General features: G+C 58.7%; 31 protein-coding genes. All 31 read right to left on the bottom strand.

What is annotated here, in order from left to right:
- Positions 1–413: 413 nt before the first annotated feature.
- Positions 414–836: a 50S ribosomal protein L17 gene (rplQ, locus tag ACJ2A4_RS12200; protein ID WP_408873013.1), complete on the bottom strand. Its 423-nt coding sequence runs from the start codon at positions 834–836 to the stop codon at positions 414–416.
- 27 nt (positions 837–863) lie between these two features.
- A complete protein-coding gene (locus tag ACJ2A4_RS12195) occupies positions 864–1,883 on the bottom strand; it encodes a DNA-directed RNA polymerase subunit alpha (protein WP_408873012.1) in 1,020 nt (339 codons plus the stop codon).
- Positions 1,884–2,015: 132 nt separating this feature from the next.
- Positions 2,016–2,408, bottom strand: coding sequence for a 30S ribosomal protein S11 (rpsK, locus tag ACJ2A4_RS12190; protein ID WP_011251943.1), 393 nt, complete (start codon positions 2,406–2,408; stop codon positions 2,016–2,018).
- 57 nt (positions 2,409–2,465) lie between these two features.
- Positions 2,466–2,843, bottom strand: coding sequence for a 30S ribosomal protein S13 (gene rpsM / locus ACJ2A4_RS12185; protein WP_011251944.1), 378 nt, complete (start codon positions 2,841–2,843; stop codon positions 2,466–2,468).
- Between the two features lie 216 nt (positions 2,844–3,059).
- Entirely contained in the window at positions 3,060–3,641 is a 582-nt protein-coding gene (locus tag ACJ2A4_RS12180) for an adenylate kinase (protein ID WP_408873011.1), read from the bottom strand.
- Positions 3,638–5,011: a preprotein translocase subunit SecY gene (gene secY / locus ACJ2A4_RS12175; RefSeq protein WP_408873010.1), complete on the bottom strand. Its 1,374-nt coding sequence runs from the start codon at positions 5,009–5,011 to the stop codon at positions 3,638–3,640. The genes ACJ2A4_RS12180 and secY overlap by 4 nt, the downstream gene beginning before the upstream one ends.
- 96 nt (positions 5,012–5,107) lie before the next feature.
- The gene (gene rplO / locus ACJ2A4_RS12170; RefSeq protein ID WP_408873009.1) at positions 5,108–5,596 is read right to left on the bottom strand and encodes a 50S ribosomal protein L15; all 489 of its coding nucleotides are present in this window, start codon (positions 5,594–5,596) and stop codon (positions 5,108–5,110) included.
- 1 nt (position 5,597) lies between these two features.
- Positions 5,598–5,786, bottom strand: coding sequence for a 50S ribosomal protein L30 (rpmD, locus tag ACJ2A4_RS12165; RefSeq protein ID WP_011251948.1), 189 nt, complete (start codon positions 5,784–5,786; stop codon positions 5,598–5,600).
- Positions 5,779–6,354, bottom strand: a complete 576-nt coding sequence (gene rpsE, locus ACJ2A4_RS12160; RefSeq protein WP_062509655.1) for a 30S ribosomal protein S5 — start codon at positions 6,352–6,354, stop codon at positions 5,779–5,781. The genes rpmD and rpsE overlap by 8 nt, the downstream gene beginning before the upstream one ends.
- A 12-nt stretch (positions 6,355–6,366) precedes the next feature.
- Complete coding sequence (gene rplR / locus ACJ2A4_RS12155; RefSeq protein WP_011251950.1) at positions 6,367–6,729, bottom strand: 50S ribosomal protein L18; 363 nt, start codon at positions 6,727–6,729, stop codon at positions 6,367–6,369.
- Positions 6,729–7,265 carry a 50S ribosomal protein L6 gene (gene rplF / locus ACJ2A4_RS12150; RefSeq protein ID WP_062509657.1) on the bottom strand — a complete coding sequence of 179 codons (537 nt, stop codon included), beginning with the start codon at positions 7,263–7,265 and terminating at the stop codon, positions 6,729–6,731. Before rplF ends, rplR begins: the two co-directional genes overlap by 1 nt.
- A 10-nt stretch (positions 7,266–7,275) precedes the next feature.
- Complete coding sequence (gene rpsH / locus ACJ2A4_RS12145; protein WP_408873008.1) at positions 7,276–7,674, bottom strand: 30S ribosomal protein S8; 399 nt, start codon at positions 7,672–7,674, stop codon at positions 7,276–7,278.
- 12 nt (positions 7,675–7,686) lie between these two features.
- Positions 7,687–7,992, bottom strand: a complete 306-nt coding sequence (gene rpsN / locus ACJ2A4_RS12140) for a 30S ribosomal protein S14 (protein WP_011251953.1) — start codon at positions 7,990–7,992, stop codon at positions 7,687–7,689.
- Between the two features lie 132 nt (positions 7,993–8,124).
- Complete coding sequence (gene rplE, locus ACJ2A4_RS12135; protein ID WP_011251954.1) at positions 8,125–8,688, bottom strand: 50S ribosomal protein L5; 564 nt, start codon at positions 8,686–8,688, stop codon at positions 8,125–8,127.
- 11 nt (positions 8,689–8,699) lie between these two features.
- Positions 8,700–9,020 (bottom strand): 50S ribosomal protein L24, encoded by a 321-nt coding sequence (gene rplX / locus ACJ2A4_RS12130; RefSeq protein WP_011251955.1) that lies wholly within the window; start codon positions 9,018–9,020, stop codon positions 8,700–8,702.
- Complete coding sequence (gene rplN, locus ACJ2A4_RS12125) at positions 9,020–9,388, bottom strand: 50S ribosomal protein L14 (RefSeq protein WP_011251956.1); 369 nt, start codon at positions 9,386–9,388, stop codon at positions 9,020–9,022. The genes rplX and rplN overlap by 1 nt, the downstream gene beginning before the upstream one ends.
- Before the next feature lie 12 nt (positions 9,389–9,400).
- Positions 9,401–9,673, bottom strand: a complete 273-nt coding sequence (gene rpsQ, locus ACJ2A4_RS12120) for a 30S ribosomal protein S17 (RefSeq protein WP_041110838.1) — start codon at positions 9,671–9,673, stop codon at positions 9,401–9,403.
- Between the two features lie 13 nt (positions 9,674–9,686).
- Positions 9,687–9,920, bottom strand: a complete 234-nt coding sequence (gene rpmC / locus ACJ2A4_RS12115; protein WP_011251958.1) for a 50S ribosomal protein L29 — start codon at positions 9,918–9,920, stop codon at positions 9,687–9,689.
- Complete coding sequence (rplP, locus tag ACJ2A4_RS12110) at positions 9,920–10,336, bottom strand: 50S ribosomal protein L16 (protein ID WP_011251959.1); 417 nt, start codon at positions 10,334–10,336, stop codon at positions 9,920–9,922. The genes rpmC and rplP overlap by 1 nt, the downstream gene beginning before the upstream one ends.
- A 57-nt stretch (positions 10,337–10,393) precedes the next feature.
- Complete coding sequence (gene rpsC, locus ACJ2A4_RS12105; protein WP_011251960.1) at positions 10,394–11,071, bottom strand: 30S ribosomal protein S3; 678 nt, start codon at positions 11,069–11,071, stop codon at positions 10,394–10,396.
- Positions 11,072–11,074: 3 nt separating this feature from the next.
- Positions 11,075–11,503, bottom strand: a complete 429-nt coding sequence (gene rplV, locus ACJ2A4_RS12100; protein ID WP_011251961.1) for a 50S ribosomal protein L22 — start codon at positions 11,501–11,503, stop codon at positions 11,075–11,077.
- Between the two features lie 2 nt (positions 11,504–11,505).
- A complete protein-coding gene (gene rpsS / locus ACJ2A4_RS12095; protein WP_011251962.1) occupies positions 11,506–11,784 on the bottom strand; it encodes a 30S ribosomal protein S19 in 279 nt (92 codons plus the stop codon).
- Positions 11,785–11,800: 16 nt separating this feature from the next.
- A complete protein-coding gene (gene rplB, locus ACJ2A4_RS12090; protein WP_011251963.1) occupies positions 11,801–12,631 on the bottom strand; it encodes a 50S ribosomal protein L2 in 831 nt (276 codons plus the stop codon).
- 16 nt (positions 12,632–12,647) lie between these two features.
- Positions 12,648–12,944: a 50S ribosomal protein L23 gene (locus ACJ2A4_RS12085; protein WP_172492046.1), complete on the bottom strand. Its 297-nt coding sequence runs from the start codon at positions 12,942–12,944 to the stop codon at positions 12,648–12,650.
- A 41-nt stretch (positions 12,945–12,985) separates the two neighbouring features.
- A complete protein-coding gene (rplD, locus tag ACJ2A4_RS12080) occupies positions 12,986–13,600 on the bottom strand; it encodes a 50S ribosomal protein L4 (protein ID WP_011251965.1) in 615 nt (204 codons plus the stop codon).
- 11 nt (positions 13,601–13,611) lie between these two features.
- Entirely contained in the window at positions 13,612–14,295 is a 684-nt protein-coding gene (gene rplC / locus ACJ2A4_RS12075; protein ID WP_041110841.1) for a 50S ribosomal protein L3, read from the bottom strand.
- A gap of 10 nt (positions 14,296–14,305) precedes the next feature.
- Positions 14,306–14,614: a 30S ribosomal protein S10 gene (rpsJ, locus tag ACJ2A4_RS12070; protein ID WP_007282720.1), complete on the bottom strand. Its 309-nt coding sequence runs from the start codon at positions 14,612–14,614 to the stop codon at positions 14,306–14,308.
- 119 nt (positions 14,615–14,733) lie between these two features.
- Positions 14,734–15,924, bottom strand: a complete 1,191-nt coding sequence (gene tuf, locus ACJ2A4_RS12065) for an elongation factor Tu (protein ID WP_011251967.1) — start codon at positions 15,922–15,924, stop codon at positions 14,734–14,736.
- A gap of 115 nt (positions 15,925–16,039) precedes the next feature.
- A complete protein-coding gene (gene rpsG, locus ACJ2A4_RS12060; protein ID WP_408873007.1) occupies positions 16,040–16,516 on the bottom strand; it encodes a 30S ribosomal protein S7 in 477 nt (158 codons plus the stop codon).
- Positions 16,517–16,528: 12 nt separating this feature from the next.
- Complete coding sequence (rpsL, locus tag ACJ2A4_RS12055; RefSeq protein ID WP_011251969.1) at positions 16,529–16,900, bottom strand: 30S ribosomal protein S12; 372 nt, start codon at positions 16,898–16,900, stop codon at positions 16,529–16,531.
- Between the two features lie 377 nt (positions 16,901–17,277).
- Complete coding sequence (gene rpoC / locus ACJ2A4_RS12050) at positions 17,278–21,597, bottom strand: DNA-directed RNA polymerase subunit beta' (RefSeq protein WP_408873006.1); 4,320 nt, start codon at positions 21,595–21,597, stop codon at positions 17,278–17,280.
- Positions 21,598–21,613 lie beyond the last annotated feature (16 nt).

The following is a 21,613-nucleotide window of genomic DNA, read 5'->3' as shown; positions in this document are numbered from 1 at the left end:
AAATGCCCAGAACAGGGCTCTGGGTATCCCAAGGGTTTCCGCAAGCCCGTGCTTGGGGGGAAGATTTGGACATTATAACGCTCTCCAAACGCTGGACGCATCACGAACCCATCCAGGCCTCATTGCCGGGATACATATTCGATGCGTTGTGGCAGGCCCTACGAGAGTGCTCGGACCTGTTTCTCAGAATTGTGCAGACCCAACGCGGAGAACGAAGGAACGTTCTCCAAAAGGGTACGAACCGCTCCTGAAGAAGGAGCGGACATTCAGGCTGTCTCCGGATGGAAACAGGAAAGATTCTGCAAAGAGTGATGAGTGCATACCACACAACATCGTGGCAAAGAAACCACGAATCAAAAAAGGCCGGAGCATTCCTGCCCCGGCCTCTTCCGAATTCCTGAAAAACAGGAGCCTCAGGCGGCTTCCAGCTCTTCTGCAACGTTCTGCTTCGGTCCGCTGTCCTGGCCCTTGGCAGAAACATCACGATCGACCAGCTCGATCACGGCCATATCGGCATTGTCGCCATAACGGACGCCAGCCTTCAGGACGCGGGAGTAGCCACCGGCACGTCCCTTGTAGCGCTCGGCCACAGCCGAGAACAGCTTCGTCACGACAGCGTCGTCACGCAGCTGGGCGAAAGCCTGACGACGGGCGTGCAGGTCGCCGCGCTTGCCGAGCGTGATCAGCTTTTCGACGACCGGGCGAAGTTCCTTCGCCTTCGGCAGCGTCGTCGTGATCTGCTCGTGCTTGATGAGAGCCACGGCCATGTTGCGGAACATGGCAGCGCGGTGAGAAGAGGTGACGTTGAGCTTACGCCCGCTCACACCATGACGCATTGCTAGTTTTCCTTACCTTGAAAGTTCTCAGAACGTCTCGTCGAGACGCTTGGCCAGATCCTCGATGTTCTCGGGCGGCCAGGCCGGGACGCTCATGCCGAGCGACAGCCCCATACCGGTGAGAACTTCCTTGATCTCGTTGAGCGACTTGCGCCCGAAATTGGGCGTACGGAGCATTTCCTGTTCGGACTTCTGCACCAGATCGCCGATATAGACAATGTTGTCGTTCTTGAGGCAGTTGGCGCTACGCACCGACAGCTCGAGTTCGTCAACCTTGCGGAGAAGATTGCGGTTGAACGGCAGGTCGTCCTGCGGCTCTTCATGCTGGACCGGACGCGGCTCATCGAAGTTGATGAACAGCTGCAGCTGATCCTGAAGAATCCGGGCTGCAAGAGCCAGGCTGTCTTCCGGCGTCACCGCACCATTGGTCTCAACCGTCAGCAGCAGCTTGTCATAGTCAGTGACCTGACCGACACGCGTCTGCTCGATCTTGTAGGACACGCGGCGCACCGGCGAATAGATCGCGTCGATGGGAATCAGGCCAATCGGGGCATCTTCCGGACGGTTTGCTGCTGCTGCAACATAGCCCTTGCCCATATTGACGGTGAGTTCCATGCCGAGCTTCACGCCGTCATCGAGCGTGCAGATCACGAGATCAGGGTTCATGATCTCGATGTCATGACCCGCCTGGATCTGGCCAGCCGTCACTTCACCCGGGCCCGTGGCCGTCAGGATCATGCGCTTGGGGCCTTCACCATGCATGCGCAGGGCGAGCTGCTTGACGTTCAGGACGATGTCCGTGACGTCTTCGCGAACACCCGGCACAGCGGAGAACTCATGCAGCACGCCATCGATCTGGATGGCGGTCACGGCAGCGCCCTGCAGCGACGACAGAAGAATACGACGCAGTGCGTTACCGAGCGTCATGCCGAAGCCGCGTTCCAGAGGCTCGGCCACGACAGTGGCGATGCGCGAGGCAACCGGTCCGGGCTCGACTTCAAGCTTCTCCGGCTTGATGAGGGACTGCCAGTTTTTCTGGAGAACCAAGGTCGTGGCCTTTCAAACAACGAAGCACGCCAAGGGAAATTGGCGGCACCTGGGCCCGCACCAGAGGTGCGGCAAAAGATGCAATCACTTACAGATGCTGCGTATCGCGCACGATACGCAGCAAAGCATCACTCAGACGCGACGACGCTTCCGGGGACGGCAGCCATTGTGCGGCACGGGCGTCATGTCGCGGATGGACGTAATGTTGAACCCTACGGCCTGAAGGGCACGGAGAGCGCTTTCACGCCCCGAACCCGGACCGGAGACCTCGATCTCAAGCGTTTCCATGCCATGCTCGCGTGCCTTGCGGCCGGCATCTTCTGCAGCGACCTGAGCAGCATACGGCGTGGACTTACGGGAGCCTTTGAACCCCTGCGCACCCGACGACGACCAGGCAATCGCGTTGCCCTGTGCGTCAGAAATGGTGATCATGGTGTTGTTGAACGTGGACAGCACGTGAGCAACACCGGAAATGATATTTTTGCGTTCCTTTTTACGGATACGCGGAGCAGCGGCCTTGGCCATGAGAGAGGTCGTCCTAAAAGTTTAACGAAAAACGTCGATGAAGATGTCAGGCGCGGATTAGCGCGTGACCTTCTTCTTGCCGGCAATCGCCACGGCCTTGCCCTTGCGGGTACGGGCATTCGTATGCGTGCGCTGACCGCGGACCGGCAGGCCACGACGGTGACGAAGGCCACGGTAGCAACCGAGGTCCATCAGACGCTTGATGTTCATTGCGGTCTCGCGACGGAGGTCGCCTTCAACGCGCAGTTCGGAATCGATCAGCTCGCGGATCTTCACGATTTCATCGTCAGACAGCTCGTTGACGCGCTTGGCATCGGGGATTTCGAGCTTGTTGCAGATGGACTGCGCCGTCGACGGGCCGATGCCGTAGACATAACGCAGGGCAATGACGACCCGCTTGTTGGTCGGAATGTTTACGCCGGCAATACGTGCCACGCCTGTTACTCCCATTGGCGCGGTTCGGGACCGCACCAGACTGTTACGTGCCCGGCCGTGGCCAGGTCGATTATGTCACAGCCGGACCTGTCACCTGCCAATTCCGGCAGGCGCATACACGGTCTGACTGCACCTGTGTCGAGGGCGCGCAATATACTGCCCACCCTACTTGAGTTAAATGATAGGGATCACTTTTTCGTGATTCTATCAGAATACTCAGTGTTTCTTCGCTGCCGCAACGATGGCATCGATCTCTTTGCCAACGCTCTCAACGTCTTTCATACCATCGACATGCAGCAGACGTCCTGCCTTCTCATAATAGGGAAGGATCGGCGCGGTCTGCTTGCGATAGACATCCAGACGGGCACGGACCACATCAGGATTGTCATCCGGACGTCGCGTACCATCTTCGCCGCGGCGACTGGCGATCCGCTCAACAAGTTCATCCTCATTGACGTCAAGAAGGATAACAGCATCGATCGTCAGGCCGCGCGCGGACAGCATGGTATCCAGCGCCTCGGCCTGGCTCTCGGTCCGCGGGAAGCCGTCAAGAATGAAGCCCCGCTCGCAGTCCGGCTGTGCAATCCGGTTCTGGATCATGGCGACGATGATTGGATCAGGAACAAACTGCCCCTTCTCCATGATCGCCTTGGCTTCGTTTCCGATATCAGATCCCGCCGCAACTTCTGCACGCAGCATGTCGCCAGTCGAAATCTGCTTGAAGCCATACAGGCTCTCAAGCCGCTTGGCCTGAGTTCCCTTACCGGCCCCGGGAGGCCCAAGAAGAATGATGTTCATCGACGTTTCATGCCTCCCTGTACGCCGCCACGTGAACCACGGCTACGCTGCTTGCGGATCAGTCCCGAATACTGGTGAGCAACCAGATGCGATTGGATCTGCGTCACGGTATCAATCGTCACAGAGACGATGATGATCAGGCTTGTGCCACCAAAATAGAACGGCACGTTATATTTGCTGATCAGGATTTGCGGCAACAGGCAGACCACAATAAGATACAGTGCACCGATTGCTGTCAGGCGGGACAGGATCTTGTCGAAATACGTGGCCGTACTCGCACCTGGACGGATACCCGGGATGAAGCCCCCCTGCTTGCGCAGGTTCTCGGCCGTTTCTTCGGGATTGAACGTGATCGCCGCATAGAAATAGGAGAAGAACAGGATCATCGCGGCATAGAACAGCATGTACAGCGGCTGTCCCTGCCCCAACTGCTGGCCCAGAACCGAAAGCCATCCCGGCATCGAATGCCCGTTCATGAAGCCGGAAATGGTCACCGGAATCAGAAGAACGGAAGATGCGAAGATCGGCGGAATGACGCCGGCCGTATTGACCTTCAGCGGCATATGCGTGGAGTCACCGCCAAAAATGCGGTTTCCAACCTGACGCTTGGGATACTGGATCACCACACGGCGCTGCGCCTGCTCCATGAAGACGATGAAGCCAATCACCGCAATCGCCAGAACCAGGAAAATCACAACGAAAATAGGCGACAGCGCCCCTGTCCGTCCAAGTTCGAAAAGACTGGCCATGGCATGCGGCAGGTTTGCAACGATACCCGCGAAAATGATGAGGGAAATCCCATTCCCTACACCACGGGACGTGATCTGCTCTCCGAGCCACATCAGGAACATCGTGCCGCCCACAAGCGTCACGACGCAGGATGCAATGAAGAACATCCCGGGGGCCACCACAGCGCTCGCACCATGCGCCGTCATGTTCTCAAGCCCGACAGCGATGCCATAGGCCTGAAAAAGAGCAATGAAGACCGTAAGATAGCGCGTGTACTGGTTGAGCTTCTTACGACCCGCCTCACCTTCCTTCTTCATGGCTTCCATGGACGGAAGCGCCGTGGAAAGAAGCTGGATGATGATCGAGGCACTGATATACGGCATGATGTTCAGAGCGAACACGGTCATACGCCCGAGCGCACCACCCGTGAACATGTCGAACATCCCCAGGATACCACCCTGATGCTGGGCCAGAAGCTGTCCCATCACGGTCGCATCAACACCGGGAACCGGAATATACGTGCCAAGCCGGTAGACGATCAGCGCACCAAGCGTGAACCAGATGCGCTTCTTGAGTTCGGTCGCCTTGGAAAACGAACTCATATTGAGATTGGCGGCGAGCTGCTCTGCTGCGGAAGCCATCCACCTGTCCTTTCATGAAAACAGCGTCGCCGCACGAGAGCACGGGACGCTGTTCACTATCTAACCCTATCCCGGGAAAAACCCAGGAAAGAAATCTCAGGCCTCAGCCTGAGCTTCCTTCTTGGCTTCGAGTACCTTCACGGTACCACCGGCCTTCTCGACAGCAGCCAGAGCTGCAGCAGAGGCACCGGCAACTTCGATGGTCACGCCATGCGAAAGTTCACCATGGGCAAGAAGACGGACACCGGCCAGCTTGCTACCGTTGACGAGACCAGCCTTGCGCAGGGACTCTTCATTGACGGTTGCAGCCTTGTCCAGCTTGCCGCTTTCGATCGCCTTGGAGATCGCGCCGAGGTTCACCGGAGCATATTCCTTGCGGAAAATGTTCACGAAGCCACGCTTCGGCATACGACGGTACAGCGGAAGCTGACCACCCTCGAAGCCGTTGAGGGACACGCCCTCACGAGCCTTCTGACCCTTGACGCCACGACCCGACGTCTTGCCCTTGCCGGACCCGATGCCACGTCCAAGACGCTTCTTGCGATAACGAGAATCCTCGTTGTCACGCAGTTCGTTGAGGTTCATTTCAACCCTCCACCTTGATGAGGTGGGCAACCTTGCGGATCATTCCACGCACGGCCGGAGTATCCTCCAGCGTACGCGTGGAACCAATTCCACGCAGACCAAGACCGGTGATAGTCTCGGCCTGGCCCGGTTTACGACCGATGACCGAAGCGATCTGCGTAACCTGGACGGTCTTGCCGTTCTCAGCCATTTGTCACCTCCGCTTCCGTCTGGCTCTGCTCGCGCTTGCCAAACAGTTCAGCAGCCTTCTTGCCGCGACGGGATGCAACATGACGCGGGCTGCTGGCCTTTTCGAGCGCAGCAAATGTCGCCTTGATCATGTTGTGTGGGTTACGCGTCCCGAGGCTCTTGGCCACAACGTCATTGACGCCGAGGCTTTCGAACACCGCACGCATCGGACCACCGGCGATGATACCCGTACCGGCTTCAGCCGCACGGACAACAACCTTGCCGGCACCGTAGTGACCGAACGTATCGTGATGAAGGGTACGACCCTCCTTCATCGGTACGCGGATCATCGTGCGCTTGGCGCGCTCGGTTGCCTTGCGGATCGCCTCGGGAACTTCACGGGCCTTACCCGCACCGTAACCAACACGACCCTTCTGGTCACCGACAACCACGAGGGCGGCGAACGCAAAACGGCGACCACCCTTCACGACCTTGGCGACACGGTTGATGGTTACGAGCTTGTCGACCAGATCATCGCCCTGCTCGCGCTCACGACCACCACGGCCGCCTTCTCTTGGCTCACGTGCCATGTGTGATCCTCCTTAGAACGAGAGTCCGCCCTCACGGGCAGCCTCTGCCAGGGCTTTGACCCGGCCATGATACAAATAAGAGCCGCGGTCGAACACGACGGTCTTGACGCCAGCTGCAACACCGCGCTCGGCAATCAGCTTGCCGATAACCGTAGCCGCAGAGACATCGGCGCCGGTCTTGCCAGCGTCACGCAGCGTCTTTTCCAGCGTGGAAGCGCTGGCAAGCGTGCGACCCTGTGCGTCGTCGATGATCTGGGCGTGAATGTGCTTGCTGGAACGGAAGACCGACAAACGCGGCCGGCCGCCGCTCTTGCGACGAAGCTGGAAGCGCAGCCGCTGACGGCGACGTTCCTGCAATCCTTGCTGCGATGCCATTACTTCTTCTTACCTTCCTTACGACGCAGAACCTCGGTGTCGTACCGAACACCCTTGCCCTTGTAAGGCTCAGGCTTGCGGAAGCTGCGAATATCGAGCGCAACCTGACCAACACGCTGCTTGTCGTTACCTTCAACGACAATCGCGGTCGGACGCGGAGTGGTGATCTTGATGCCTTCCGGAATCGGATAGACAACATCATGCGAGAAGCCGAGGTTCATCACCAGGTTGGAACCCTGAACAGCAGCACGGAAACCCGTACCCTGAATTTCAAGACCCTTGGTGAAGCCGTCCGACACGCCCTTGACCGTATTGGCGATCAGAGCGCGGGTGGTTCCCCACATGGTCCAGTTTTCCCGGGAGCGACGACCAACAGGAGCAACGGAAACATTGCTCCCTTCGATCTTGACTTCCACATGACGGGATACCGGAACGCTCAGTTCACCCAGCTTGCCCTTGGCCTTGAATACGCCATCAGCAACGGACACCTGCACGCCAGTCGGAACTTCGACGGGATATTTACCTACGCGAGACATGCGATCCTCCTTAGAAGACGCGGCAGAGGACCTTGCCGCCAACGTTGGCAGCGCGAGCCTCGACGTCCGACAGGACGCCACGCGGGGTGGACAGGATCGACACACCAAGGCCGGCATAAACGCGCGGAAGTTCCTTGATCTTCGAGTAGACGCGACGGCCGGGCTTGGAAACGCGATGGATTTCCTTGATGACCGGCTGGCCTTCTACATACTTCAGCTCAATGCGGAGCTGTGCAACACCCTTGCGGAGTTCTTCAGCAGCGAAGCCACGGATGTAGCCCTCACGCTTCAGAGCTTCCAGAACGCTTGCGCGCAGCTTGGATGCAGGCGCAACGCAGACAGCATGACGGGCACGCTGCGCATTGCGGATCCGGGTCAGCATATCGCCCAGTGGATCAGACAAAGACATTCGATCTACCCTTTACCAGCTCGACTTGACCATGCCAGGAATCTGGCCGGCGGAGGCAAGGTCACGCAGAGCGATACGGCTCAGCTCGAACTTGCGATAGTTGGCACGGGGGCGACCAGAAAGCTTGCAACGCAGGCGGACGCGCGTAGCGGATCCATTGCGTGGCATCTGGGCCAGCTTGAGGGTCGCATCAAAGCGGTCTTCAACCGACAGAGTGCGATCCTTGATGATGTTCTTGAGAGCGGTCCGCTTTTCCTTATCGCGCTTCACCAGGGCAGCGCGATGGTTATTACGGTTTACCGCTGAGACCTTCGCCATCTCGAATTTTCTCCCGGAACCTGTCAGGCCTATCCCGACGGTTTTCCAATCAGCGTGTCTATAAAGGAAAGCGGCCTTCCAATGGAAGGCCGAATCCTGATTTTAACCGTGATCGGTCTGAAAAATTATGGATCAGCCGTTGAACGGCAGATCAAAGGCCTTCAGCAGGGCCTTTGCTTCAGCATCAGACTTGGCGCTGGTCACGAAAATGATGTCCATGCCGCGGACGGCATCGATCTTGTCATATTCGATCTCAGGAAACACGATCTGTTCCTTGATGCCCATGGCGAAGTTGCCATGTCCATCAAAGCCCTTGTTTGCCGGCAGACCGCGGAAATCGCGGATACGCGGCATGGCGATCGTCACCAGACGGTCAAGAAACTCGTACATGCGGGCACGACGGAGCGTGACCTTGCAGCCGATGGGCAGACCTTCACGGATCTTGAAGCCGGCAATAGCCTTGCGAGCAAGGGTCTTGACGGGCTTCTGACCGGAAATGACGGTCATTTCCGCAACAGCGGCATCAAGCTTCTTCTGGTCGCCGGCGGCTTCACCAACACCCATGTTCAGCACGATCTTCTCGAGCTTCGGAACCTGGAGTTCGTTGGCGTAACCGAACTGCTCGCGCAGCTGCTTCTTCAGAACGTCTTCGTAACGCTGGTGCAGACGCGGCAAAGCGTTTTTATATTCGCTCATTGTTGCGCTCCTCAGCCTTCGATCACTTCGCCGGTTGCCTTGGCAACGCGAACCTTGCGACCGTCTTCCAGAATACGGAAACCGACGCGCGTCGGCTTGCCGCTCTTCGGATCAACCAGCTTCAGGTTGGACAGGTGGATCGGCATTTCGCGCTCGATGATCCCACCTTCTCCGCCCATGCGGTTGGGCTTCGTGTGACGCTTGGCAACTGCCACGCCACGCACAACAGCCTTCTCGGCCTTCGGCATCACGGCGAGAACTTCGCCGCGAACGCCACGGGACTTGCCGGAGAGGACCAGAACCTGGTCACCCTTCTTGATACGAGCAGCCATTACAGCACCTCCGGAGCCAGCGAGATGATCTTCATGAACTTACGCGCACGCAGCTCACGAACCACCGGGCCAAAGATACGCGTACCAATCGGCTCCTGCTGCTTGTTCAGCAGAACGGCAGCATTCTTGTCGAAGCGGATTGCGGAGCCATCTGCACGACGGACCGGGTAGGAGGTGCGAACGATAACGGCCTGATGGACGTCACCCTTCTTCACCTTGCCGCGGGGAATTGCTTCCTTGACGGACACGACAATGACGTCGCCGACCGAGGCGGTCTTCCGCTTGGAACCGCCCAGCACCTTGATGCACTGCACCCGACGTGCGCCGGAATTGTCGGCGACGTCCAGGTTGGTCTCGGGATGAATCATGTGTCTACCCCCTTAAGCGCTGACGGAAGAGGAGGCAGCAGCCAGGTCCTCTCCGTTGCGCGACACGACAGACCACGTCTTGCGCTTGGAGATCGGTGCGCATTCTTCAATGCGGACCAGATCGCCCGTCTGGCAGACGTTCTCTTCGTCATGAGCCGCATACTTCTTGGAGCGGCGAATAAACTTCTTGTAGAGCGGATGCATGATGCGACGATCGACAAGAACGGTAACCGTCTTGTCCATCTTGTCGCTCGTGACCCTACCCGTCAGGACGCGCCTTGGCATCGTCCGTCTCCTCTCAGGACTTAGCGGCGGACGTTTTGGCGCCCGCACGGTTCTTCGATTGATGAGCCAGTGTCTTGATACGTGCTACTGCACGGCGCACGACCTTGACGCGGCTTGTGTTCTCCGACTGCCCAGTGGCAGCCGAAAAACGGTGGTTGATCTGTTCGCGCTTGAGATCGAGCAGAAGAGCGTTCAGCTCGTCCTCGCTCTTCGCGCGCAGATCGGCAGGCTTGTACGTGTCGGCCATTACGCGTCTCCGATACGCTGAACGAACTTGGTCTTGATCGGAAGCTTTGCAGCACCCAGGCTCAGGGCCAGCTTGGCAACCTCAGGCGGAACGCCTTCGATCTCGAACAGGATACGACCCGGCTTGACACGTGCTGCCCAGTACTCGGGGTTACCCTTACCGGAGCCCATACGCACTTCTGCAGGCTTTGTCGAGACCGGAGTGTCCGGAAAGATACGAATCCACACACGACCAGCACGCTTCATGGCACGCGTGATCGCACGACGGGAGGCTTCGATCTGGCGAGCGGTGATCCGCTCCGGCTCCAGCGCCTTCAGGCCGAAGGCACCGAAGTTGAGCTGGGTTCCGCTTTTCGCCAGACCGTGAATGCGGCCCTTGTGGGCCTTACGAAACTTTGTCCGCTTCGGGGAAAGCATGTTGTTAAATCCTCAAATCAGCACCAGCAATGGAACTGTGAGCTTTCGCTCACAGTCTTAGCGCTGGGGAGCCTGCTCCGCAGCACGACGATCCTGTGCCAGCGGGTCATGAGCCAGGATCTCACCCTTGAAGATCCATACCTTCACACCGCAGGTGCCATACGTTGTCTTGGCGGTTGCCGTACCGTAATCGATGTCGGCGCGAAGCGTATGCAGGGGAACGCGTCCCTCACGATACTTCTCGGCACGAGCGATTTCAGCACCACCCAGACGACCACCGCAGGTGATCCGGATGCCCTGGGCACCAAGACGCATTGCGGACTGAATTGCGCGCTTCATGGCACGACGGAAAGCAACACGACGTTCCAGCTGCTGAGCGATGTTCTCGGCAACGAGGGTCGCATCGATTTCCGGCTTGCGGATCTCGACGATGTTCAGCGCCACGTCGGTCTTCGCCATACGGCTCAGTTCCTTGCGGAGCGCGTCGATGTCCTGGCCCTTCTTGCCGATCACGACGCCCGGACGGGCGGCGTAGATCGTCACGCGAGGCTTCTTGGCCGGACGCTCGATAACAACGCGGGACACGCCTGCGCCGGACAGCTTGCGACGCAGGAATGCACGAAGCTTCAGGTCTTCATGCAGCAGACGTGCGTAGTCTTGACCGGCGTACCAGCGGCTGTCCCAGGTACGGTTGACGCCGAGCCGAAGCCCGATCGGATTGACCTTGTGTCCCATGGATCAGGCTGCCTTCTGCTCTTTGTTGGTTCCGCGAGACGGCTTCGTCTCTTCCGGTGCTTCTGCACGCTCGGCAACAACAATCTTCAGGTGGCTGAAGAACTTCTCGACGCGAGCGGAACGGCCACGGCCACGAGCGTGGAAACGCTTCATGACGATGGACTTGCCCACTTCTGCCGTCTTGACCACCAGCTGATCGACATCGAGCTGGTGATTGTTCTCAGCGTTGGCCACGGCGCTCTCAAGAGTCTTCTTGACCTGCTGCGCGATACGACGACGCGAGAAGGTCAGAGCGGCGATAGCCTTGTCAGCCGGCTGGTTGCGGATCATTGCCGCGACCAGGTTCAGCTTGCGCGGGCTGACGCGGATGTTGCGGGCAACTGCCTGCGCTTCCGTATCAGCGAGCGTGCGGATGTGCTTCGGCTTGCTCATTTTCAGCCCCGCTTCGACTTCTTGTCAGAGCCATGACCGGTGTAGGTCCGCGTCGGCGAGAACTCACCGAACTTGTGACCGACCATGTTCTCCGTGACCTGCACAGGCAGGAACTTGTGACCATTATAGACGCCGAACGTAAGCCCGACGAACTGCGGAAGGATCGTCGAACGACGCGACCAGATCTTGATCACTTCATTACGACCCGAAGCGCGGGACGCTTCAGCCTTACCGAACAGATACCCGTCAACGAACGGGCCCTTCCAGACGGAACGTGCCATCTCTGTTTGCCCCCTCTTACTTGCCGGACTTACGGCGACGGATGATCAGGCTATCCGTCTTCTTGTTAACACGCGTCTTGTAACCCTTGGTCGGAACACCCCACGGCGTAACCGGATGACGGCCACCAGAGGTCCGGCCTTCACCACCACCATGCGGATGGTCAACCGGGTTCATGACAACGCCACGGTTATGCGGGCGACGTCCGAGCCAGCGGGAACGCCCGGCCTTGCCCATGTGCTGGTTCATGTTGTCCGGGTTGGACACGGCACCAACGGTTGCCATGCATTCACCGCGAACGAGACGCAGCTCACCGGACTGCAGCTTAACCTGCGCGTAGCCGGCATCCTTGCCGACCAGCTGGGCATACGTGCCAGCGGAGCGGGCCAGCTTGCCACCAGCGCCCTGCTTCAGCTCGATGTTATGCACGATCGTTCCAACCGGCATTGCACCCAGCGGCATGGCGTTGCCAGGCTTGACGTCCGTATGGGCGCCGGAAATGACGCGATCGCCAACCTTCACGCGCTGCGGAGCAAGGATGTAGGCGAGTTCGCCATCTTCATACTTGATCAGCGCAATGAATGCCGTGCGGTTCGGATCGTATTCGAGACGCTCGACCGTTGCGGCCACATCGAACTTGCGACGCTTGAAGTCGACATAACGATAGGACTGCTTGTGCCCGCCGCCACGGAAGCGAACCGTGGTACGGCCGTGATTGTTACGGCCGCCCGACTTGTTCTTGCCTTCCGTCAGCTGCTTGACCGGCTTGCCCTTGAAGAGCTCGCTGCGGTCAATCAGCACGGTGCCGCGTGTGCTCGGCGTCGTGGGATTAAAGTGCTTGAGTGCCATGGTATCCTACCCCGCGTCAGCCCAGCTTGGCTGTAAGGTCAATGGACTGACCTTCAGCAAGCTGTACATACGCCTTCTTGATGTCCGAGCGACGGCCGGGACGACCCTTGACGCGCTTGACTTTGCCCTTCTGGACCAGCGTGTTCACGCCAGTAACCTTCACGTTGAAGAGCTTCTCAACCGCAGCCTTGATCTGAGGCTTCGTCGCACCGGGAGCGACCTTGAACACCACCTGGTTACGCTCGGAAAGAAGCGTAGCCTTTTCGGTGATCAGCGGTGCACGGACCACGTCGTACAGGGCTTCCTGCGACATGTTCTGTGCCGTCTTGTGTGCGTTCATGACGGTATTGGTGGTCATGCCAGACGCTCCTTAAGACCCTCAAGACCGGCGCGGGTGATGACCAGCACGTCGTGGTTGAGGATGTCATAGACGTTTGCACCAATGGTCGGCAGAACGTCGATCTTCGGCAGATTGGCGATTGCACGAGCGAACTGCTCGTCAACAGCGCCATCAACGATCAGCGCGGACGTCCAGCCCAGGGCCTTGATCTTCGCTGCGGCTTCACGGGTCTTGGTGACACCGTTGGCTGCATCGAGAACGATCAGCTTGCCCTCGGCTGCCTTCTGCGACAGGGCGCAGATCAGGCCGAGACGACGGACCTTCTTGGGAAGGTCATAGCCGTGGTCGCGAACGACCGGACCATGGACAACGCCACCCGTACGGAACTGCGGTGCGCGCAGGGAGCCCTGACGGGCAGAACCCGTGCCCTTCTGGCGGTAAGGCTTCTTGGTCGTGCCAGAAATCTCACCCATGCCCTTCGTACGGTGCGTACCGGCACGGCGCTTTGCGAGCTGCCAGTGCACAACACGTGCCATGATGTCAGAGCGCGGCGTGACCGCGAAAATCTCTTCCGGAAGCGCGACAGAGCCTGCGCTACCGTTATCGAGGGTCTTGATATCGTATTCCATGCCCCTCGTCCTCAACCGGCGGCCGCCACTGTTGCTGCCGGATACGGCGCATCAGCATGGCGAGCCTTCTTGATTGCATCGCGAATCAGCACAAGGCCGTTCTTCGCACCAGGAATTGCACCCCTGACCATGATCAGGTTGCGCTCTTCATCCACGGCAGCGATCTCAAGGTTCAGCGTGGTAACACGCTCGTCACCCATGTGACCTGCCATCTTCTTTCCCTTGAAGACCTTGCCAGGATCCTGGCGCTGGCCCGTAGAACCATGGGAACGGTGGCTGATGGAGACGCCGTGGGACGCTTCGAGGCCTGCGAAGTTATGACGCTTCATAACACCCGCAAAACCCTTACCCTTGCTCTGGCCCGTGACGTCAACTTTCTGTCCCACAACGAAGTGAGCAGCGGACAGCTTGGTTCCAGCTTCCAGCAGGGCGTCTTCGGAGACGCGGAACTCTGCCAGATGCTTCTTTGGCTCGACCTTGGTCCGGGCGAAATGGCCACGGTTCGCCTTGGTGACATTCTTCACCTTGGCATTACCAAGTCCGAGCTGAATGGCGGTGTAGCCATCGCGCTCGTTCGTGCGGGCATCCACAACCTCGACATTGTCAAGGTGAAGGACCGTCACAGGCACATGCGTGCCATCTTCCTTAAACAGCCGGGTCATACCCAGCTTCTTTGCAATCAATCCGGTTCGCATCGTCTGGACCTTAGAGTTTGATCTCGACGTCCACGCCAGCGGCGAGGTCGAGCTTCATGAGGGCGTCCACGGTCTGCGGGGTCGGCTCGACAATGTCGAGCAGCCGGCGGTGAGTCCGAATTTCGAACTGTTCGCGGCTTTTCTTATCCACGTGTGGCGAGCGGTTCACCGTGAACCGTTCGATATGCGTCGGCAGCGGGATCGGACCCCGAACCCGCGCACCCGTACGCTTCGCCGTGTTTACGATCTCCTTGGTGCTGTTGTCCAGCACGCGATGATCGTACGCCTTAAGGCGAATGCGGATGTTCTGGTTGTCCATGTTCTTGTTCGTCCAACTCAAAAATTCGGGTGTCGTCCTACTGCCATTGCCCCTGAAAGGGAACCCCGGTCAGAAAAAATCTGACCGGGGCTGTCAAAGCCAACGGCTAAACGCAGGACTTAGGCGGTGATGGAAGAAACCACACCGGCACCCACGGTACGGCCACCTTCGCGGATAGCGAAGCGCAGGCCTTCGTCCATGGCGATCGGAGCGATCAGCTCCACGTCCATGGCAACGTTGTCACCCGGCATGACCATTTCCGTGCCTTCCGGCAGCGTCACGACGCCCGTGACGTCGGTCGTACGGAAATAGAACTGCGGGCGGTAGTTCGTGAAGAACGGCGTGTGACGGCCACCCTCTTCCTTCGTGAGGATGTAAGCCTCAGCCTTGAACTTCTTGTGCGGCGTGATGGAGCCAGGCTTTGCCAGAACCTGGCCACGCTCGACGTCTTCACGCTTCGTGCCACGAACCAGCGCACCGATGTTGTCACCGGCTTCACCGCGATCGAGCAGCTTGCGGAACATCTCGACGCCCGTAACGGTCGTCTTGACGGTGTCCTTCAGGCCGACGATTTCGACTTCGTCACCCACGTTGACAACGCCGCGCTCGACACGACCCGTGACAACCGTACCACGACCCGAGATCGAGAACACGTCTTCGATCGGCATCAGGAACGGGCGGTCAACCGGACGCTCCGGCTGCGGGATGTAGGCGTCAACCTGCGTCATCAGTTCGAGAACGCGGTCTTCACCGATGGACGGATCGCCATCTTCCAGCGTCACAAGAGCGGAGCCCTTGACGATGGGGATATCGTCGCCCGGGAACTGGTAGGAAGACAGAAGCTCACGAACTTCCATTTCCACGAGCTCAAGCAGCTCCGGATCGTCAACCTGGTCAACCTTGTTCAGGAACACGACCAGTGCCGGCACACCAACCTGACGGGCAAGCAGGATGTGCTCGCGGGTCTGCGGCATCGGACCATCAGCAGCGGACACGACGAGGATCGCGCCGTCCATCTGAGCTGCACCCGTGATCATGTTCTTCACGTAGTCAGCATGACCCGGGCAGTCGACGTGAGCGTAGTGACGGTCAGCCGTCTCGTACTCAACGTGAGCTGTGGAAATGGTGATACCACGGGCGCGCTCTTCCGGAGCCTTGTCGATCTGGTCGTACGCGCTGTAGGTGGCGCCGCCGGTCTTAGCCAGCACCTTGGTGATTGCAGCAGTCAGCGAGGTCTTGCCGTGATCGACGTGACCGATGGTGCCGATGTTGCAGTGCGGCTTCGTCCGCTCGAATTTAGCCTTTGCCATCGTCTTTCTCCAAAACCCCGCTCCACCTGGAACGGGAGTAAGACTGAAAGTTCAAACCAGTCAGTGCACGATCCTGAGATCGACACACTGCCGGAAGCCCTTTAACGGGTTCTGATTACCAGCGATAGTGGCTGAATGCCTTGTTGGCTTCAGCCATGCGGTGCGTGTCTTCGCGCTTCTTGACAGCGGAGCCACGGTTGTTGACCGCATCCATCAGTTCGTTGGACAGACGCTCCTGCATCGTGTTCTCGCCACGCTTGCGGGAGGCATCGATCAGCCAGCGGATCGCGAGAGCCTGACGGCGCTCGGCGCGGACTTCAACCGGAACCTGATAGGTTGCGCCACCGACGCGACGCGAGCGGACTTCAACCGCAGGCTTCACGTTATCCAGAGCCGAGTGGAACATGGCCACCGGATCTGCAGTCGTGCCGCCGCGACGGCGCATGACTTCGAGAGCACCGTAAACGATGCCTTCGGCAGTGGATTTCTTACCATCGTACATCAGCGCATTCATGAAGCGCGTAATGACGACGTCTCCGAACTTCGGATCGGGAAGGATCTCGCGCTTTACAGCGCGGTGACGGCAACTCATTCCAAATACCTCTTACTTCGGACGCTTCGCGCCATACAGCGAACGACGCTGACGACGCTTGGCGAGACCCTGTGTATCAAGCACACCACGCAGGATGTGATAACGGACGCCAGGAAGATCCTTCACGCGGCCACCACGGATCAGAACAACACTGTGTTCCTGAAGGTTGTGGCCTTCACCCGGAATGTAGCTCACGACCTCATACCCGTTGGTCAGACGCACCTTGGCGACCTTACGCAGAGCGGAGTTCGGCTTCTTCGGCGTTACGGTATACACACGCGTGCAAACGCCGCGCTTCTGCGGGCAGCCCTGCAGTGCGGGGACCTTGTTCCGCTTTGCGGCCGGCTCACGGCCGTTCGCGATCAACTGGTTGATGGTCGGCATGCGCCCTTCCCAATCCTTGTCCTATTTCAGACAGCAACATTGCTGTTTCTGTCGTGACATTTGTTCCAACCGACATGCGGTAGGACCGCCTGCCATTTCCACATCGTGAAAAGGAAACAGCCTGAGCTGTTCCCTTCTCTCTTTAGCGTGCGGCCTTGGCATTTCCTCCTGAGAGAATAGCGGCACCGCATGCGATTCTTTAAACTTCGTCGGCTTTTTCAGCCTTCCGGGAAGGCAGTAGCCGAGGGCGCGGAACCTACGAAGGGTTCGACGCCAAGTCAAGTGGTTCAGCCGAAATGGCCCGATTCTGCAAAGAAAGTTTGTGGAATCGGGCTGAAACGGATCCCTGCCCCGTTTAAAAGCAGGGACCCTGTTCCTCATTCTGCGGCATCTTCTACAGCTGCAGGAGATGTTCCGCCGACGCGCTGACGGTCCTGGCTTGCAGCGATGCCCCGCAGGCGGTTCATCACGCTGCCCGTTCCTGCCGGGATCAGACGCCCGACAATCACGTTCTCCTTCAGACCATTAAGCGTGTCCACCTTGCCCGACGTTGCCGCATCCGTAAGGACACGTGTGGTCTCCTGGAAGGAGGCCGCCGAGATGAAGGACTGCGTCTGCAGAGACGCCTTGGTGATGCCCTGCAGAACCGGCATGGCCCTTGCAGGCGTATCCCCGTTCTCCATGAGACGCTGGTTTTCACCCTCGTACTCGATACGGTCCACCGTCTCGCCGATCAGATAGGTCGAATCACCCGGCTCAAGGATTTCCACCTTCTGCAGCATCTGACGAACAATGACTTCAATGTGCTTGTCATTGATCTTCACGCCCTGCAGTCGATAGACGTCCTGGATCTCGTTGACGAGATAGTCGGACAGCGCCTCGACACCCATGACCTTGAGAATGTCATGCGGCACGCGCGGACCATCGACCAGCGGATCGCCCTTCTGGACAAAGTCGCCTTCCTGAACGGAAACGTGCTTGCCCTTCGGGATGAGGTACTGGGTCTCTTCACCCGTATCGTCGTTCTTGACGATAACGCAGCGCTTGGACTTGTAGTCCTTCCCGAATTCGATGCGGCCTTCACCTTCGGCGATGATCGCATGATCCTTCGGACGACGTGCTTCGAAGAGTTCTGCCACACGCGGCAGACCACCCGTAATATCACGCGTCTTGGACCCTTCACGGGGAATACGAGCCAGCACGTCACCGGCATTGACCTCTGCTCCGTTCTCCACCGACAGAATACTGTCCGGAGAGAGGAAGTAGCGGGCGTCATTGCCATTGGCGAGCTTGACGACGTTGCCGGAAGCATCCTTGAGCTGCAGACGCGGACGCAGATCCACACCCTTGGCTGCCTGCTTGTAGTCAACGACGACCTTCGAGCTCAGACCCGTGACTTCATCCATGCGCTCAACGAGCGTGATGCTGTCGATCAGGTCGAGATACTCGACGGTACCAGCCTGCTCGGTGATGATCGGCAGGGTGTACGGGTCCCACTCGGCCATCTTCTGGGTCCGCGTCACCGCTTCGCCTTCCGAGACCATCAAACGCGCACCGTAAGGCACACGATAGCGGGCACGTTCCACGCCGTTCTCGTCGGTCAGCAGGATCTCGCAGTTACGCGACATCACAACCAGAACCTTCTGCGAATTCTCGACAACGTTCCGGTTCTTGATCGTCACGATACCGTCGCGGGATGCTTCAACCGTCGACTGCTCGGCGCCACGCGTTGCTGCACCACCAATATGGAAGGTACGCATCGTCAGCTGGGTACCCGGCTCACCAATGGACTGAGCGGCAATAACGCCGACAGCTTCACCAATGTTAACCGGCGTACCGCGAGCAAGATCACGGCCATAGCAGTGAGCGCAGATGCCCACGCGACTGTCACAGGTCAGGACCGAGCGGATATCAACGCTTTCCACGCCCGCCTTCTCGATCAGTTCAGCCTCGGCTTCCTCGATCAGCGTATTGCGCGGCAGGATGACGTCCTGCGTGACCGGATGCACGATGTCCTTGGACAGTGTACGGCCCAGGATACGCTCGGACAGGGAGGCGACGACTTCGCCGCTATCCATGACCGCACGGACAGTGAGACCGCGTTCCGTACCGCAATCCGGCTCGACGATGATGCAGTCCTGCGCCACGTCGACGAGACGACGCGTGAGGTAACCCGAGTTCGCGGTCTTCAGCGCCGTATCCGCGAGGCCCTTACGGGCACCGTGGCTGGAGGTGAAGTAATCGAGAACCGACAGGCCTTCTTTGAAGTTCGCGATAATCGGCTGCTCGATGATCTCGCCCGAAGGCTTCACCATCAGGCCGCGCATACCGGCGAGCTGCTTCATCTGGGCTGGCGACCCACGGGCACCGGAGTGGCTCATCATCCAGACCGAGTTTGTCGGCTTGCCGATGACCTGCTTGGAGATCTCCTTGAGCATCGCAGCCTGGACTTCGTCCGTGCAGCGTGACCAGGCGTCAACCACCTTGTTGTAGCGCTCGCCAGCCGTGATCAGACCGTCCTGATACTGCTGCTCGAACTCCTTGACCTCTTCCGACGTCTTGCCAACCAGCGTTGCCTTGGCTTCCGGGATGATCATGTCATCCTTGCCGAAGGAAATGCCGGCGCGGGCTGCATGACGGAAACCAAGTCCCATCAGACGGTCACAGAAGATCACCGCTTCTTTCTGACCACAGTGACGATAGACCGTGTCGATCACGTCGGACACGTTCTTCTTCGTCAGCTGCTTGTTGATCAGGCTGAACGGAATGGCCTGATGCTTCGGCAGGATCTGCGCGATCAGAGCACGACCCGGTGTCGTCAGAATTGTCTGACGAACAGGCTTGCCATCGGCATCGACCGTCGGCAGGCGCAGACGGATCTTGTCATGCAGCTTCAGCGAACCCGAGAGCATGGCGCTTTCGATTTCGGCGACATCAGAATAGGCCGGCGGAGCAGCCGTGACGACCTTGCCATCCTTGATGACAGCCTCGTCCGGCGTCTCGCGGTATTCCGGAACCTCAAGGCTCAGGTAATACAGACCAAGCACGATATCCTGGGACGGCACGATGATCGGCTTGCCGTTCGCGGGGCTGAGGATGTTGTTCGTGGACATCATCAGTACGCGGGCTTCAAGCTGGGCTTCGAGCGACAGCGGCACGTGAACGGCCATCTGGTCACCGTCGAAGTCGGCGTTGAACGCGGTGCAGACCAGCGGATGAAGCTGGATGGCCTTACCTTCGATCAGCGTCGGCTCGAACGCCTGGATACCCAGACGGTGAAGCGTCGGCGCGCGGTTCAGCATGACCGGATGCTCGCGGATCACCTCTTCGAGGATATCCCAGACTTCCGGACGCTCCTTCTCCACCATGCGCTTTGCAGCCTTGATGGTGGTGGCGTGACCGTACTTTTCGAGCTTCGAATAGATGAACGGCTTGAACAGCTCGAGCGCCATCTTCTTCGGAAGACCACACTGATGCAGCTTCAGTTCCGGACCAACCACGATGACCGAACGGCCAGAGTAGTCGACGCGCTTTCCGAGCAGGTTCTGACGGAAGCGGCCCTGCTTGCCCTTCAGCATGTCAGACAGCGACTTCAGCGGACGCTTGTTGGCACCCGTGATGGCACGACCACGACGGCCGTTGTCGAACAGGGCGTCAACAGCTTCCTGCAGCATGCGCTTTTCGTTGCGGACAATGATGTCCGGCGCACGCAGCTCGATCAGCCGCTTCAGACGATTGTTACGGTTGATGACGCGACGGTACAGGTCGTTCAGATCGGACGTCGCAAAACGGCCGCCATCCAGCGGCACCAGCGGACGCAGTTCCGGCGGAATGACCGGAACGATGTCCATGATCATCCAGTCCGGACGCGAGCCGCTTTCCACGAAGGCTTCGACCAGCTTCAGACGCTTGACAAGCTTCTTACGCGCGGCTTCCGAAGTCGCCTTGCGCAGCTTCTTGCGCATCATGGTCTTTTCAGAATCGCCTTCCATGACGTCAGCGTCATAATCGAACGGATCCGGCAGGCCCTTTTCCTTGGCCGCGAGGCTCAGGTCGCGTTCCTGGTCGTTCGGAATACCCCAGTCATAGCTGGAAAGTGCGCGCTTGATGGCTTCCGCACCGATTCCGACGTCGATACCCGCATCCGGATATTCATCCAGCAGATCTTCGCAGCGAATTTCGTCCAGCAGGTACTGGTCGCGCTTCTTGCCATTCTTGTAGGAATCGATCTGATCGGATTCACAGACGCCCTTGTCGAGCACCAGGAACTTCTCGAAATACAGAACCGGTTCGACGTCCTTGAGCGGCAGGTCCAGCATCGTGGCGATGCGGCTCGGCAGGGACTTCAGGAACCAGATATGTGCAACCGGAGAAGCCAGTTCGATGTGGCCCATGCGCTCACGGCGCACCTTGGCCAGCGTGACTTCCACACCGCATTTTTCGCAGACAATACCGCGGAACTTCATCCGCTTGTACTTGCCGCAAAGGCACTCGTAATCCTTGATCGGGCCAAAGATACGAGCACAGAACAGACCGTCACGCTCAGGCTTGAACGTCCGGTAGTTGATGGTCTCCGGCTTCTTGATTTCGCCGTAAGACCACGACCGCACCTGCTCGCTGGAAGCGAGCTGGATCTTGATCTGGTCGAAGGTCACCGACTGGCCGGTCTGACCCAGGATCTTCATGAGTTCGTTCATGCGCCGAAACCCCAAT

The organism is Gluconobacter roseus (assembly GCF_046058915.1).
GTDB classification, from domain to species: Bacteria; Pseudomonadota; Alphaproteobacteria; order Acetobacterales; family Acetobacteraceae; genus Gluconobacter; species Gluconobacter roseus_A.
This window is presented reverse-complemented; position numbering and strand designations above follow the sequence as displayed.